This is a genomic window from Longispora albida DSM 44784 (assembly GCF_000379825.1).
Taxonomy (GTDB): domain Bacteria; phylum Actinomycetota; class Actinomycetes; order Mycobacteriales; family Micromonosporaceae; genus Longispora; species Longispora albida.
Window position 1 is genome coordinate 80,476 of record NZ_KB903838.1, and the last position, 15,108, is coordinate 95,583.

At 72.7% G+C, this 15,108-nt stretch carries 11 protein-coding genes; all 11 read left to right on the forward strand.

The annotated features are described in order from the left end of the window. The first annotated feature begins 8 nt into the window (after nt 1–8). The 11 genes from A3G1_RS0130335 to A3G1_RS0130390 all read left to right on the forward strand — a co-directional run bounded on the left by A3G1_RS0130335 (nt 9) and on the right by A3G1_RS0130390 (nt 14,831). Nucleotides 9–392: a GPW/gp25 family protein gene (locus A3G1_RS0130335; protein ID WP_018353269.1), complete on the forward strand. Its 384-nt coding sequence runs from the start codon at nt 9–11 to the stop codon at nt 390–392. Between the two features lie 7 nt (nt 393–399). Further along, nucleotides 400–2,529, forward strand: coding sequence for a putative baseplate assembly protein (locus tag A3G1_RS0130340; RefSeq protein WP_018353270.1), 2,130 nt, complete (start codon nt 400–402; stop codon nt 2,527–2,529). Beyond that, nucleotides 2,529–4,625 (forward strand): phage tail protein, encoded by a 2,097-nt coding sequence (locus A3G1_RS0130345; RefSeq protein WP_157641506.1) that lies wholly within the window; start codon nt 2,529–2,531, stop codon nt 4,623–4,625. Before A3G1_RS0130340 ends, A3G1_RS0130345 begins: the two co-directional genes overlap by 1 nt. Continuing rightward, the gene (locus tag A3G1_RS0130350) at nt 4,622–6,169 is read left to right on the forward strand and encodes a hypothetical protein (protein WP_018353272.1); all 1,548 of its coding nucleotides are present in this window, start codon (nt 4,622–4,624) and stop codon (nt 6,167–6,169) included. The genes A3G1_RS0130345 and A3G1_RS0130350 overlap by 4 nt, the downstream gene beginning before the upstream one ends. After that, nucleotides 6,162–8,102 carry an ATP-binding protein gene (locus A3G1_RS0130355; protein WP_018353273.1) on the forward strand — a complete coding sequence of 647 codons (1,941 nt, stop codon included), beginning with the start codon at nt 6,162–6,164 and terminating at the stop codon, nt 8,100–8,102. The genes A3G1_RS0130350 and A3G1_RS0130355 overlap by 8 nt, the downstream gene beginning before the upstream one ends. Beyond that, nucleotides 8,089–9,426 carry a hypothetical protein gene (locus tag A3G1_RS0130360; RefSeq protein WP_018353274.1) on the forward strand — a complete coding sequence of 446 codons (1,338 nt, stop codon included), beginning with the start codon at nt 8,089–8,091 and terminating at the stop codon, nt 9,424–9,426. Before A3G1_RS0130355 ends, A3G1_RS0130360 begins: the two co-directional genes overlap by 14 nt. After that, entirely contained in the window at nt 9,423–11,162 is a 1,740-nt protein-coding gene (locus A3G1_RS0130365; protein ID WP_018353275.1) for a hypothetical protein, read from the forward strand. Before A3G1_RS0130360 ends, A3G1_RS0130365 begins: the two co-directional genes overlap by 4 nt. Nucleotides 11,163–11,322: 160 nt before the next feature. Further along, nucleotides 11,323–12,081 (forward strand): AfsR/SARP family transcriptional regulator, encoded by a 759-nt coding sequence (locus A3G1_RS37580; protein ID WP_018353276.1) that lies wholly within the window; start codon nt 11,323–11,325, stop codon nt 12,079–12,081. Nucleotides 12,082–12,214: 133 nt separating this feature from the next. Further along, nucleotides 12,215–12,643 (forward strand): hypothetical protein, encoded by a 429-nt coding sequence (locus A3G1_RS0130375; protein ID WP_018353277.1) that lies wholly within the window; start codon nt 12,215–12,217, stop codon nt 12,641–12,643. A gap of 763 nt (nt 12,644–13,406) precedes the next feature. Continuing rightward, nucleotides 13,407–14,315, forward strand: coding sequence for a LysR family transcriptional regulator (locus A3G1_RS37585; RefSeq protein WP_018353279.1), 909 nt, complete (start codon nt 13,407–13,409; stop codon nt 14,313–14,315). 102 nt (nt 14,316–14,417) lie between these two features. Next, on the forward strand, nt 14,418–14,831 hold the full coding sequence (locus A3G1_RS0130390) for a VOC family protein (RefSeq protein WP_018353280.1): 414 nt from the start codon (nt 14,418–14,420) through the stop codon (nt 14,829–14,831). Nucleotides 14,832–15,108: the final 277 nt, after the last annotated feature.

Genomic DNA, 15,108 nt, shown 5'->3' on the forward strand with positions numbered 1-15,108 from the left:
TCGGCGGCGTGGCTGATGTGGTGGACGAGTGGCTGGGCACGGGCCTGCGGTTCCCCGTGCGGCCCGGCGCCGGGTACGTGACCGGGATGGAACTGGTCCGGCAGTCGGTGGAGGCGATCCTCGACACCGAGCCGGGCGAGCGGATCATGCTGCCGGCCTTCGGGTGCGGGCTGCGCAGGTACCTGATGGCTCCCAACACCCTGACCACCCGCACGGCGATGCGGGAGGACATCCTCAACGCCCTCGCCACCTGGGAGCCCCGGATCCAGGTCACCAACGTTGCGGTGACGCCCGGTGAGGAACCCTCGCTGGTATGGATCGAGATCTCGTACGTGCGGCTGGCGGACCTCCGGCCGGACAATGTGGTCTATCCCTTCTACCTGACCAGGTAAAAGGGCTGTGGCGCTGATCAGCCCGATCCTCGACAACCGGACGTACGAGCAGCTACGCGAAGAACTCGTCCGGCGGATACCGGCGTGCGCCCCGCTGTGGACGGACCACAACGCCAGCGACCCGGGGATCGCGCTGCTGGAGCTGTTCGCGTACCTGGGCGAGTCGCTGCTCTACCGGTTCAACCAGATCCCCGACGCCACCAAGGTCGAGTTCCTCCGGCTGCTCGGCGTGCAGCCCCGCACCGCGCGCACCGCCCGGGTGCTGCTGGCCGTGTCGACGGAGCTGGCCGAGGGCGTGCAGCTCCTCGCTGGCCGGGAGGCGACCGGCCCGGTGCCGTTCGAGACTGAGGACGAGGTGTACGCGTGGCCGCTCGACGTGATCGGCGTGGGCAAGGCCGCCGTCCCGCCCGCCACGACGGCCGCCGAGCGTGACCGCCGCGAGCACGCCCGCATCGCCCGTGGCCTGGCCCCCGAGGACCCGGCAGGCTTCTACGACACCGCCGAGGTGCCAGCCGACCCGCTCGCCCCGGGCGCGGAGCCGCTGGACGTGGACGCCACCCTCGACCGGTCGCTGTGGATCGCTTTGCTCCGCAAGCCGGCCACGGACCTGACCCGGCTCGCGGGCCGGACGATCTCGGTCGGCGTGGCCTTCGACGAGACGATCGCCCGGCCGTTCAGCCTGCAGGCGCTCGACGCCGACGACGCGGCGGTGTTCCGCTCCGCGAACCTTGGCGAGGACCCGCCGGCCATGCTCTGGCGGCTGTGGAACGGCACCAACGGCTTCACCAACCTCGAAGTGGCCGGGGACACCACGGGCGGCATGGTCACCACGGGCGTCGTGAAGCTGACCCTGCCCAGGACCCTGCCAGACCTCAGCGGGGCCCCGCGCCCGGCAGGTGGCGCTGACAGCCCCCCGCCGCTGGCCGACGAGCGCAAGGCCGCGCTGGTCGTGGCGTGGCTTCAGGTCAGCAGGCCCCGGCCGGTCAGTGACGCGATCCGCAGGGTCCGGTGGGTCGGGCTGAACGCGGTCGGCGCGACCCAGGCCCGTTCGGCGGCGGCACCGGAGCTGCTTGGCGCCGGCACGGGCGACTCCGGCCAGCAGGCAGCGCTCACCCGCCAGCGCGTCCTGCCCGGCACGGTGCGCCTCCAGGTCGAGGAGGGCCCGGAGGGCTGGCGGGACTGGCAGGAAGTACCGGGCTTCATCCGCTCCGGCCCCGGCGACCGGCACTTCGCGGTCGACTACGAGACCGGCATCGTCCACTTCGGACACGGGCGCGTACCCCAGCCCGGCGAGCGCATCCGCGTCCTCAGCTACCGCTACGGCGGCGGGATCGCGGGCAACACGGGAGCCGGGACCATCACCGCGATCAGCGGGCCGGGCCCGGTACGGGTCACGAACCCCCTGCCAGCGGCGGGCGGCGCCGAGCCAGCCAGCCTCGCCGAGGCGCTGGACGCGATCCCCGCCGAGGTACACCGCCGCGACCGGGCCGTCATCGCCGCCGACTTCTCGGAACTCGCCGCCCAGGTGACCGGCGTGGCCCGCGCCGAGACGCTGCCGCTGCTGCACCCGGACACCCCGGCGATCCGGGCGGCCGGGGTGGTGAGCGTCGTCGTGTTCCCGCCGGAGGACCGGTACCAGCCGAACGCGCCGATGCCCGACCACGCCCTCCTGCGCCGGGTCGCCCGGTACCTGGACGAGCGGCGGCTGGTCACCACCGAGCTGTACGTCATCCCGCCCACGTACCGGCGGATCACCGTGTCGGCTGGAGTGCGCGTCAAGGACGGGTACCAGGTGGACGCCGTGCGGCGCTGGGTCGAGCTGATCCTGCGGCAGTACCTGGCCCCGCTGCCCCCGTACGGCCCCGACGGCTCCGGATGGCCCCTCGGCCGCGCCGTCCGCCGCGCCGAACTCGAAGCGATCGCGGTGCAGGTCGACGGCGTCGAGTACCTCGAAGGCCTGATCCTCACCGAGCCGCCGTCCGTCACCCCGAGCCAGCTCGTCGAGCTCGAACGCTGGGAGGTCCCCGAACTCGCGGACATCACCGTGACCGGCGGGCAGCCCCTGCCGCCCGGAGTGCCCTACGAGCCGGCCCCGCCCGACGCCGTTCCGGTACCACTCCCGCCGGAGGTGTGCTGATGGACAGCCGGGCGCTGAGCATGATTGTCCAGAACGGACAATGGCTGCGCTGCGCCCACGACGGCACCGCGCTCCTGCCGGGCGGTGGCGTCGAGCTGACCTGGCACGAGGACCGCGTGGAGCGCACATGCGGCCCGGAACCAGCCCCGGACTGGCCGCAGCCCTCCGGACTGGCCTTCGACGAGCACTGCGGGGGCCTCTGGTCGAGCCCGCCGGCCGGCGTCGTCACCGGCGAGCGGCTGTGCCTGCGCGGGCTGTCGAAGCCCGGGGCGCTGGCCGCCGGCAGCCGCCAGCGGCTCTACATCGCCGAAACCGGAGCCGGGCTGGTCACGGTCGTCGACCTGCCGTCCGGCCGGGTGCTCCGGAAGGTTCCCGTCTGCGGCCGGCCCGTCGACATCACGGCGGCCTGCGGCAGGGCCACGGTCCTGGTGCGCAGGTCCAGCGGCCGGTACTGCCTGATGGTCATCGACGGCAGGCGCGGCCCGCTGCCGGGCCCGCCCCTCGCCGTCCCGTGCTGGCACGAGCGCCTCGACCCGATCCGGATCGCCGCCCCCCGCCACGGCGGGCCGCTGTACATCCTCTGGCGGCCAGCAGATGGCGGCGAAGCGCTCGTCACCACCCCAGACGGTGCGATCCTCCTGGAAGTCGCCGGGGCCACCGACATCGAGATCACTCCAGATAAGACAGTCGTCATCGCGCGCCTGCCAGGACAACCCTTTCTCCGGTACCAGCAGGGCACAGGACTCGAACTCGAACCACTCGCGGCCCCCGGCTACGACGGCGGGGCGATCGCGGCCCGCCCGGACGGCACGGTCGCCTTCACGGCCAGCGGGACCATCGGCCGGACAGCCGGTTCCGCCGCCCGGCACGTCACCCGGGGCACGGTCGTGAGCTACCGCCTCGACAGCGGCGCGTACCGGACCCGCTGGGGCCGGGTCTTCGTGGACGCCTGCCTGCCCCCGGGCACAGCCCTGGCCATCCGGTACCTGACGAGCGACGCCGACGACGTCCCCGACCCGGTCCCGTACACGCCGCCCGACCGGGGTGCCCGGCCCGGCGTGGTACCGGACGGGCCGCCGCTGCCGTCGGCGCTGCTGCTCGGCGAGGCCGCGCCGGGACGGGCGCTCTTCAAGCGGCCGGGCGGCTCGGAGGTGCCGTGGCGGCAGTACAGCCCGGACGAGGGCTTCGAGACGTACGAGAGCCTGGCCGGCGCCGAGCCCGGCCGGTACCTGTGGATCGAGCTGACCCTCACCGGCACGGAACGCGTCACGCCCCGCGTGCGCGGGGTACGGATCGAGCGCCCCGGTCACCGCCTGCTCGACGCCCTGCCGAAATCCTGGTCACGGGACGACGGTGACGCGCAGGCGATGTACGAGTTCCTCGCGCTGCCCGACGGCGTGCTCCGTGACCTCGACCTGAGGTCGGCGACCCGCGCCGTCCTGGCCGACCCGCACGCCACCCCGCAGGAGGCCCTGTCGTGGCTGGCCGGCTTCGCGGGGCTCGTCCTCGACCGGCGCTGGCCGGAGCCGGCCCGGCGTCAGCTCATCGCGGAGGCGTACACGCTGTTCCGCCGGCGTGGTACCAGGGCAGCCCTGATCCGCACCATCGGCATCTACCTCGGCCGCCCGCCCGTCATCGTCGAGGAGTGGCAGCTGCGGGGCCTGGGCGGCACGGTGCTGGGCCTCAGCCCGCACGGCCCGGCGGCACCGGCGGTCGGCGGCTCGGCCCGGCAGACCGGTACCCTCGGCCGGTTCATGGTCGGCGGGCAGGCGGCGGGCTCTGATTCCTACACCCGCACGGCGCACCGGTTCTGCCTGCTCGTACCGGGCACCCTCAGCGAGGAACAGCGCGCCGTCACGCTCGGCATCACCGAGGCCCACCGCCCGGCCCACACCCGGTACGAGCTGCTGGAGCTGGGGCCGGGCATGCGGGTCGGCGCCCGGCTGCGGGTGGCACTCACGTCCTTCGTCGGCCCCTCGGTGCCGTGGAGCCCGGCAGTGGTCGGCGAAACGGGCGGGCCGGTGGTGCTCGGCCGGGCCGCGACCGGTACACGGCTGGGGGAGACCTCCGTCGCTGGCCGGGTGCGTGTCGGATGACCAGCCTCGCCATCTCCCGCCTGAGCGCCACGGTCCGGCGTGCCCCGGACGGGGCCGACCCCGGCCCGCGCGTCTCCGCCCTCCTGAACGGGCTCGCGAACGGCGGCCTGGCGATGGCGCTCAGCTCGGTGAGCCTCCCGCCCGGCGAGTGGCTGGTCCGCCGGCTCGACGTCCCCGTCGCCCTCGACCTGTCCGGCCGCGACGCCGACGTCCAGGAACGCTGGGCGCTCGCCCTCCTCGAAGCGCTCCGCGCCGCGCTCGGCAGCGGCGAGGCCGTCCACTATCCAGCAGCACCGGCCGCGCTCGCCGACGTGCTCACCGGCTGCGCGACCCGTACCTTCACCCGCGCCTGGGCCTGGCGCCTCCTGGGCTTCCTGCCCGGCACGCCAGCCACATCCCCGCCGCCCGCGGCACCCGTGATCGTCCACAGTGGCACGAATGCCGATGCTGCTTCGATACCTGTCCGGGTCACGCCCGGCACCGCTGCCCCGGCCCCGGGTGACGTGCCGTCCGGCGACCCGGCCGGCATCGCCTTCTCCGCACTGCGAGCACGTCCCGAGCTGGCCGCCGCGGCCCTGGTGCAGGTGGCCGCCCAGATCGGCTGGGCGGCCCTGCATCGGCTCTTCGGTACCGGGTACTGGCCCCGGATCGCCGCGCTGGTCTACCAGGCCTCCACCGGCCACAGCACACTCCAGCCCCTCGCTCCGGTACCCGAGCCGGGCAGCGCCGCGCACGCCGTGACGGAAGCGCGGGCGAACGCCCTGTTGCGCCATGCGCCGCTCGCCGCGCACATCCACCGGTCGAGGCTCCGGATCGGGGCGCGCTCCGCCGATCCGTCAGCGGAGAGCACCCTGGAAGCCTGGGCCATCCTGCTCGTCGCGAGCACGGAACCAGCAGCCCTCGCCCAGCACGTCACGACCGGCGTCGCCGCGCGCGTGGCGGAACTGCTGGCGAGCGCCCGCCCGGTGCCCAGGGTCTCCCCGGATCGGGAGCCGGTCGCCGAGGAATCCGTTGCCCGGGGGCCTGTCGTCCAGGAGTCCGCTGTCCGGGAGACCCGCTGGGCCGGCCTGCTGTTCCTGATCGCGACAGCGGGCGAGGCCGGCATGCCGGAGGAGTTGCTGGCCGATGACGTGCTCGCCGGCCGGCCGGTGCCGTGGGTGCTGCGGGAGATCGCGGGCGCGCTCGTCCCGGCCCCGCGTGACGACCCGGCCGTGCTGGCCTTCGCTGGGCTGGACGCCGCGCGGGCTGGGGAACTGGACCGGCTGCTGGCAGCAGGTACAAAGGAAAAAGACCGGGTCGCGGCACACGCCGCACGCTGGGCACAGGCGACGGCCACCCGCCTGGCCGCCGATCCTGACGAGGACCCGGCGGCGGTCGTGCTGGGCGTGGCGGCGCGGCACGGCCTGGTCTTCGCCGAGCCGGGCTGGATCGAGGTCCACCTGCCACTGGACAGCGTGGACGTCGGCGTGCGGCGCGCCGGGCTCGACGTCGATCCCGGCTGGGTGCCGTGGCTGGGCAGCGTGGTGGTGTTCCGCTATGTCTGACCCGATCGTGCTCAGCAGGGACCTGTCCGCGCGGGCCGCGGGCCTGGCCCTGCGGATCGCTGCGGTGCTCGAGGAACGGGTCGGGCCGGACGGCGGGACGGCCGTGGCCTTCCTGCGGTCGTGGGCCGCGGAGGCGGGGGAGCCGTCGGGGGAGCCCGGGCCGTTCGACGTGCTGTCCGAGCGGTTCCGGCTCGGGCTGCTCGACCAGGACCTGATCCTGCTCGCGGGCCTTCCGGAGGAACACGAGGGCCTGGCGTCCACGCTCCGCACGCTCAACGTCCACGGCGAGCCGCGCGTGACGGCTGGGCTGGCCGCCCTGCTGATCGGTGACCGCGTGGCGCTGCGCTGGGCGCTGACCGAGGGTGCCGCTGTCCGGCACCGGCTGCTGCGGATCGCCGACCCGGCCGTCCCGCTCTACGAACGATCGCTCACTCTCGCGGACCGGCTCTGGGAAGCCTTGCACGGCAACGAATCCTGGCCGTCCACTATGGAACGACGTGGCGTCCCTGAGGCTCCGGCGGGGCTGCGGAACTGGCTCAAGACCCCGGCCGTGCAGCGCGCGGTGAGTGCCATCGCGAACGGCGGTGACCGGACCCTGCTGCTGACCAGCGCGGACGAGGCAGTAGGTCTCGGCCGTTGTGCCGCCGTCGCGGCAGAGGCAGGTGTACCGCTGGTGGCAGCAGCTCCAGCCCCGCACGACCACGGGGCGATCGCCCTGCTCGTCGCCCACGCGACGGTGCGAGGGGCTGTGCCCGTCATCGTCGTGCCGCCCCCGGCGGAGGGCTCGATCGTGGTACCCGTCCTCGCGACGCGCGACCTGCCCGGCCCGATTCTCGTGTGCGCCGCGCCGGGCAGCGTCCGGGCGCCGGGTGGCCGGCCCGTGCAGCAGGTACCGGCTGGCCCGGCCGACGTGGACGACTGCCGGGAGGCGTGGCGGAGCGCGGTACCGCACCTCGCCGAGCACGCTGGCCGGCTCGCCGCCCGGTACCCGCTGGACCCGGCGCTGATCGCCGAGCTGGCCGTCGACGCCAGCGACCAGGCCGGCCTGCCTGCCCCCGAGATCGGCCTGCCCGACATCCCGGCCCTGATCCGGGCCCGGGCCGGGCTCACACTGCCGGCCGGCATGACGCTGACCACACCGGACGTGCCGTGGGAGCGGCTGGTCGTGACGGAGGACATCGCCGGGCAGCTCCGCGACTCCGTGGCCCGCCTCGCCCTCCAGTCCGTGGTGCTCGACGACTGGGGCCTGCGCGAACGGGCCAGGGCCTCGCGCGGCACGCGGCTGCTGTTCTCCGGCCCGCCCGGTACCGGCAAGTCCCTCGCGGCCGAGGCCGTCGCCACGGCGGCAGGCACGGACCTGCTCGTCGTCGACGTGTCCCGCGTGGTGTCGAAGTGGATCGGGGAGACGGAGAAGAACCTGGCGACAGCGTTCGACGCCGCCGAGCGCACGCAGGCCGTGCTGTTCCTCGACGAGGCCGACGCGCTGTTCGGCATGCGGACGGAGATCAGCGACGCCCACGACCGGTACGCGAACCTGGAGACGGCGTACCTCCTGCAGCGCCTCGACCGCTTCGACGGCCTGGCCGTGCTCGCCACGAACCTCAGCCACAACATCGACCCGGCCTTCCTCCGCCGGATGGACACCGTGGTCGAGTTCGGCCTCCCGGATCTCGACGGCCGGCGCGCGCTGTGGCCGCTGCACCTGCCGCCCGGGATCCTCGCCCCCAGCGTGGACCTCACCATGCTCGCCCGGCTGTACCCGGTGCCGGGCGGCTGGATCCGCAACGCGGCCATCGCGGCGGCGTTCCTGGCAGCGGCCGAGGACCGGCCGATCTGCCAGCGGCACCTGGTGACCGCGATCCGCCGCGAGTACGCGAAGGCGGCACTGCCCTTCCCCGGCGAGCCTCCGAGGAGACCTGATGACGGCGCATGAACAGCAGCCCTGTGAGTGTGAGTCCTGCTGCACGGGCGACCTGCCGGTCAATCCGTTCCTGGCGCTGCGCGTCGCGTACGGGATGCTGCTCGGCGAGGACGACTTCCGCACCATGCAGGGCAACCCGCGCGGCAAGCAGATGCTGCACTCGGCGTGGCTGCACGGGCCTGGCGTGGTCTGGGGCTACCAGATCGGCGTCGACGGCGTCCGCAACCTGACGGCCTCGGCGGGCCTGGCCATCGACGGCGTCGGCCGCGAGCTGCTGTCGGAGAGCACCTGGTGCCTCGACCTGCGCGACTGGGTGACCGGGCTCGAACCACCGGAGAAGGAGTGCTCGACCAGGACGGTCCACGGCTGCCTGGTCGTCGAGTTCGACTGCTGCCCAGGCAATCCGGTGCCGACGCTGTCCGATCCCTGCGACATCAACCGCCGCCACGACGAGTACTCCCGCATCCTCGAAACCGCCCGGATCTCCCTCCGCCACGACGCGTGCCCGTCCCGCTGGCGCCCCTACCACCGGGTCCGTGTCCTGCTCGGCCTGGAGAAGGTCTGGGAGGACGACCCGGCAGGCGAGGAAGCGCACGCCGCCCAGCACGCTGTCGTGCAGCACCCGCCGGCCGAGCGCGCCGCCGCGCTGCTGCGCGAGTTCCGGCGCCTGGCGGCGAAGGACGCCGCCGAGCTGCGGCCGGCTCCGGACCCCGGTGGCCAGGGCTACACCCTTTTCCCGGTACTGGAAGAAGACGCCGCCGTCACCCTCGCCCGGGTGGAGATCGACGTCCGGGACAACGACGGCTGCTGTGAGGTCCTCCGCGTCCGGGTCAACGGCAGTGCCCGCACGGCGCTGATCCCGGCGACCACCATCCAGGAGCTCACCTGCGGCCTGGCCCCCGGCCTCCTCCACGACAGCGGCGAGGCCGACGCCGGCGGGCCGCGCGTCATCCCGGAGACGGTCGGCTGGAACGAGGACGCCACGCTGCTGACCTTCATGGTCACCCGCCCGCTGGTGGCCGGCTCGGTGTCCCGCCGGGCGGTCGCCATCACGTCGCTGTCGGAACGCGGCTGGGTCGACGAGGACTTCCACCACGTCCGCTACGACGAGGACACGCTGACCGTCACGGTGACGATGGCCGACCGCCCGGTCAACGAGGTGATCCGGCTGATCGTGCGCGGTACCGGCGAGACGCCCATCTTCGGCTCCGGCCCGGTCGTCCCGCTCGCCGGGCTGGCAGGCGGGCCGCCCGGCACCGTCAACGACGGGCACGACGCCGTGCTGACCCTGCCGAACCCGCTGCACGCCGCTCTTCCGGAGGAGGCACGGCCATGACCACTGGCACGCCCAGCTCTGCGTCCGGCGGCATCACCCGGCTCAACCCGGCCGACGGCCTGTTCCTCCGCGCCGAGCACCTGACCGTCATGCAGGACTACGCCCGGGAGCTGGCCCTGTCGGCCGGCCTGGCCGCAGGTACCGGCGTCGTGCACGGCTATCCACTGTGGATGGACGACGGCGAGCTGCACGCCGGCCCCGGCCTCGCGATCAGCCCGGCCGGCCGCCCGCTCCGCTCCCACCAGGTCGTGAAGATCCCGCTCGCGGACCTCGTACCGGCCGACGACGGATTCTGGGTCGTCGAGGTCGTCCCGGCGAGCTGGCTCTACGGCGAGGAGAACGTCTACGGCAACCTCTGCGAGGACCCGTGCTCACCCGGCGCGCCCATCCGCCCGTACTCGGCAGAGGGCGTCGTGATCCGGCTCCGTGAGGACACCATGTCCGGCCTGAGCGCGCGCGAGACGTTCCGCTGGCGCAACTGGCTCGCCTCCGCGTACTACGAACGGGAACGCGAACGCGGCGCGCCCTGGCTCATCCCGGCGGGCCCCGGCCTGCCCGTCCCGCCGATCACCGGCCGCGACTGGCAGGACCCGGCCGGCGCGCCGGGCGGCGAGGGCGTCCCGCTCGGCATCCTGGCCCGGGCGGACGGCTTCTGGCTGCTCGACGTGTGGACGGCTCGCCGCGACATCGACGGCACCTCTCCGCGCCGAGTCTGGCAGGAGCGGCTCGGCATGCGGCCGTGGGACGTGTTCCTCGCCCAGGTACTCCAGTTCCAGGCGCACCTGTCCGTCGCCTGGGCCGCCGTCGGCACCCCGGTCAACGTGGCCAACGCCGACCTGAACGGCGCCCTGGAGAACCTGAAGGCCCACCTGGCCCGCCAGCACGTCAAGCCGCGCTGGCTGGAGGAGACCATCTCCACGATGGAGAACGCGATCCCCGCCTCGGCCGGGCAGTGGCCGGGCCTGCGCGACCTCGGCTTCGGTGAGCTGCCGCCCGCCGGGTACCTGCCGGCCCCGCCGGCCAGCGAGGCCATCGCCTCCTACGTCCGGGCGCTGTTCGGCCCGGGCGTGGAGACCCGGATCTGCCGGACCCGTGCCGACTACGTGGCCGGCGCCATCGAGGAAGCCCAGCACCTCGACCGCATTCCGCTCAGCTCGGACGGGCAGCAGCCGCCGCGCGTGGACATCCTCGTGCCCGCGCTCCCGGCAGACCTGCCCGGCACCGCGACCCCGTCGTACCCGTGGATCGCCTTCACTCGCCGCCGCGAGGCCGGCTGCACTGTGACCCCGCGCAAGGACCTGGTCGACGTGTACCTGGTCGACGACGTCGAGCGTGCCGCCCGCCGCCTCGTGGAGCTGCTGCGCGGCAAGTGGTTCCCCGGCGAGGAGGACAAGATCGGCCAGGTCGCCTACCCGCCGGACGAGTACGCCGTCCCGGTGCCGGAGGACGTGTTCGGCACGCTCCAGGAGACGCTGGCCAAGCTCAAGGACCGGCGCTGGATCACGGTCGGCGTCGCGCGGGCCGCCGACCGCCAGCCGCTCATGATCGCGCGGGCCGGGCTGCTGGCGCTGCTCGTCCGCCCGGACGGCACCCTCGACAACGGGGAGATCCGGGCGGCCCTCGACAAGGGACGCGAGCCGGAGGCCATCGTGATCTTCGTCGGTGCCCGGCGCGGCACGCCCATCGAACCGGAGGAGGACAGGCCGCCCGTGTTCCGCAGGCCGCCGCCGGGCTAGCGCCGGCCGGGCAGCCGCGCTGACAGTCCCGCGAGCACTGTCCACGGCACTACCGTCCATGTTCGCTTATTGATAAGAGTTTCCGCATTTCGGGGGCAAGCAGGCAATATTCGGCACACCATACCCCTATCGGCACGTGCGAACGGCTGAAGGGGGAACCATGAGGACCGGCGCACCAGAGGGTACGCGCGCTCGTGGCAAGGCTGGCCCGGCCACACTGCATCTGCTCGGCGGGCCGTACGTGACCCAGGACGGCAACCGGATCAAGGTACCGGAGGGAAGTAAACGGCTCCTGGCCTTCATGGCGTTACGCAGGGGCCGGGTCGAGCGCTGCCACGCGGCGGGCGCACTGTGGCCGCTGTGCACGGACCGCCGCGCGGCAGGCAACCTGCGCTCGGCGCTGTGGCGGCTCAAGGCCGCCGACATCGACGTGTTCGACTCCGACAAGTGGTCGCTGGAGTTACGCGAGGACGTGGCCGTCGACGTGCACGTCATCGGGGAGTGGGCGGCCCGGCTCATGTCCGGCAGGCCCCGCCCGGACGACCTGACCATCGCCGGGCGGTTCGAGGGCGCGCTCGACCTGCTGCCCGGCTGCTACGACGACTGGGCGCTCACCGAACGCGAGCGCATGCGCCAGCGGATGCTGCACGCGCTCGAAGCCCTCAGCCGCCTGCTGAGCGGCATGGGCAGGCACGGCGAGGCCGTCGAGGCCGCCATGATGGCCATCAACTCCGAACCGCTGCGCGAGAGCGCCCAGCGGGTCCTCCTGGAGGCGCACATCGAGGAGGACAACTGGGTGGAGGCACGCCGGGGCTTCGCCGCCTACCGTGACCTCCTGCGCCGCGAGCTCGGGGTCGAGCCGTCCCGCGACCTCGCAGTCCTGGTCCGCTGGCGCGAGGGCCTGGCCATGCCGGCCTAGCGCCCCGTCCAGGATCTCCTGCGGTCCGGCGGTGGTAAGGACCTGGTAAGGCGGCGATTTTAGCCTGCTTCCGGCGCGGGCATCTGGCGCGCCGACGCCTGGTCCACAACGGACCGAACACGCAGGAGGGTGCATGAAGCGATCCATTCGCAGTGTCCTGGTCGCGCTGGTCGTGTCGATAGTCGCGGCGATCGGTTTCGCCGCCCCGGCCCACGCCGACGGGTACTGGGTCAGGGACAACCAGTACGGCCACCATGAGCTCAGAGTCATGAGCCTCAGTGACTCGCTGTACTTCTCGTACAACCTGCGGGACGCCTACTGCGACGGCTACGGGCTCGGCATCGGCGTCTCGGTGTACTCGGCGGGTGGCACCATGCTCGCGGGCCGGACCTGGACGCACGGAGACGCGTGCTACACAGGGATCTTCTCGACCGAGCACCTGCGCGCGGCTGACCTCAAGGGATACCGATCCGGCTACGTCGTCTTCTACACGATTGGCATCTACGGCGGATGGCACCACTACAACTACGAGTGGAGTTCGACCTATTTCAATCTTCCGTGACGTAGGTCGCGCGTAACGAGGAAGCCGCGCGGGCGGGCACCAGGCCGGTGCCCGCCCGCGCGGGGCCTCACATGGCGCCGTCCGGCCTGGTCGTGGCCTGCCTGGCGGGTTCGGAGGAGCTGAGCCGGCCGGGACCGGCGCGGTGCCGGCCCCGGCCGGACCTGCCGCGAGCCAGAGCGCCACCGCCACCTCCGCCAGGAGCCCGCTCACGTCGGACCATCGTCCAGCCACATAGGACAGACATGCGTTCCCTGCCGCGAAGCAACGAACGCGACAGCCTGAGTCACGTGCCAGTACACCTCGGTGTTGCTGATCGGGACGAAGCCGAAGCGGCAGGACGGTCCCGCAGGGTCACCGAGTCGGCGAAGTCGGGCGGCAGGGTCACCGGGAGAGCAGCTCACCAGCTGGCACGGTCGCGCCGTACCTGACCAGCTCGTCGTGCAGGGCCAGGCTCAGCACCGGCTCGCTGTCGACGAGCACGCCGTCACAGTCGGGCAGCACGGCGGCAGGGGGCGTCGGGTTTCGCGCCGGAAGCAATGTTTCCTCATTCGTCCGCCTGGGCCGGGCGGCTTGTGCAGGTGGGTGGTCACGCTGGCTGCCCGGTGCGGCTCGGGCTGCCATACCGTTGTGGCGAGCCGGTCCTCAATGGATCCCGGGCGGCGCCGCCCCTGCGCACCAACCGTGATGTGCGAAGTCCCGATGGATGATTAATCTTGCTTGAGGCTGTGATGAGTTTTGCTAATGACAGGGTTGTGGCATTCGGATGGAATTACGGGAGATCGAGATCTTCTTGACCCTGGCTGAGGAACTGCACTTCGGGCGGGCAGCCGAGCGGCTGCGCCTGACACAGTCCCGGGTCAGCCAGTCGATCAAGAAGCAGGAGCGCCAGCTCGGTGGCCTGCTGTTCGACCGCAACAACCGGACGGTGCGGCTGACGGACCTCGGCACGCAGCTTCGCGCGGACCTCGTACCCGGGTACCGGCAGATCCAGGACGCCGTCGCGAGAGCCTCGGCGACCGGCCGCGGCTTCGCCGGTGTCCTGCGCGTCGGCGTGCAGTCCGCCTGGTCCGGTGACCTGGTCCTCGCGGCGGCCACGGCTTTCGGCACCGCGAACCCGGACTGTGACATCCAGATCCGGGAGGTGCCGCTCAGCGACCCGTTCGGAGGCCTGCAGTCGGGGCAACTCGACCTCCAGCTCACGATCCGCCCGGCAGAGGAACCAGGCCTGACCGCCGGCCCGCTGGTCTTCTCCCTGCCGCGCGTGCTCGTCGTCAGCTCCGGGCATCCGCTCGCCCAGCGGCAGGCCATCAGCATGGAGGACCTCGCCGGGCTGGACGTGGTGACCGTCGACGGGCCGCCGGACTACTGGATCAGGCATCACATCCCGGCGCGGACACCCGGGGGCCGGCCGATCCAGCCAGCCTTCGCTGTCGCCGAGTGGGAGACGGCATGGTCGCTGGTGGCCTCCGGCAAGGGCGTCTTCATGGCAGCCAGCTGGGCGGCCGACGACCGCTACCACTACAACCGGCCAGCCCTGGCGTTCGTGCCGATCCACGACGCGCCCCCGCTGGAATGGGGCCTGCTCTGGCGTACCGATGCGGCGACGGTCATGCTCAGGTCGTTCGCCGAAGCTGTCGTGGCCCAGCGCGAGGCGATGCCCGCCGGCGATTAGCCGCGCTCATCGCACCATTCCGAAGGTGTCGTTGATCAACTTCACGTCTCCTTGAAGACTGGCGTCAACCTCACTGGCACTTTCCACCACAGGAGACAACGCATGAAAGCGAACCTGAGCGCGATCCTTCTCGGAGTCGGGGACATGGCCCGGACCAAGCAGTTCTACACCGAGGGGCTCGGCTGGGAGATCGACCAGGACTACGGCGTGTCGGTGTTCTTCGCCCTGGAAGACGGCCCGCTCGTCGGCTTCTACGGCCGCGAGGGCCTGGCGGCCGAGATGGGCACGAGCCCCGAGGGCGGCGGCTTCAGCGGGCTGGCCCTCACCTACGTCGTCCGCACCGAGGCGCGGGTCGACGAGATCCTCGCCGAGGCCGGGAAGGCCGGAGCCACGATCCTCAAGCCCGCGGCCTCCACGCCGTGGGGCGGATACGGTGGCACGTTCGCCGACCCGGACGGCTACATCTGGAGCATCGGCTACAGCGCCCAGGCCAAGGGCCAGCGCTACGCGGAGTAGCCAGTACCGGACGGTGTATGGGCGGCGCAGTCTCCTCGGCTGCGCCGCCCGGCCTGTCGCACCCCTGAACAGCGCCCTGACCTGGCATTGCAGCGAGATTGCAGTGGCGTGCACGCGGCGGTTCCTAGCTTTGCGGCGCCGGTACGGTCCGTGACCGGCGTGCTGCGAGGCGAGCCGGAGGTGTGCGATGGGTACGGTGTCCTGGGACCAGAGCCAGGCGGACTAGCCCCCGCCGCCGGCTGAATCGCGTGAACCGTCTCGCGGCCTTTGCCCTGCA

Bases quoted from the DNA above. Each gene is read 5' to 3' on its own strand.
- A3G1_RS0130345 (WP_157641506.1), top strand. From the start codon at position 2,529: ATGGACAGCCGGGCGCTGAGCATGATTGTCCAGAACGGACAATGGCTG.
- A3G1_RS0130350 (WP_018353272.1), top strand. From the start codon at position 4,622: ATGACCAGCCTCGCCATCTCCCGCCTGAGCGCCACGGTCCGGCGTGCC.
- A3G1_RS0130355 (WP_018353273.1), top strand. From the start codon at position 6,162: ATGTCTGACCCGATCGTGCTCAGCAGGGACCTGTCCGCGCGGGCCGCG.
- A3G1_RS0130360 (WP_018353274.1), top strand. From the start codon at position 8,089: ATGACGGCGCATGAACAGCAGCCCTGTGAGTGTGAGTCCTGCTGCACG.
- A3G1_RS0130365 (WP_018353275.1), top strand. From the start codon at position 9,423: ATGACCACTGGCACGCCCAGCTCTGCGTCCGGCGGCATCACCCGGCTC.
- A3G1_RS37580 (WP_018353276.1), top strand. From the start codon at position 11,323: ATGAGGACCGGCGCACCAGAGGGTACGCGCGCTCGTGGCAAGGCTGGC.
- A3G1_RS0130375 (WP_018353277.1), top strand. From the start codon at position 12,215: ATGAAGCGATCCATTCGCAGTGTCCTGGTCGCGCTGGTCGTGTCGATA.
- A3G1_RS37585 (WP_018353279.1), top strand. From the start codon at position 13,407: ATGGAATTACGGGAGATCGAGATCTTCTTGACCCTGGCTGAGGAACTG.
- A3G1_RS0130390 (WP_018353280.1), top strand. From the start codon at position 14,418: ATGAAAGCGAACCTGAGCGCGATCCTTCTCGGAGTCGGGGACATGGCC.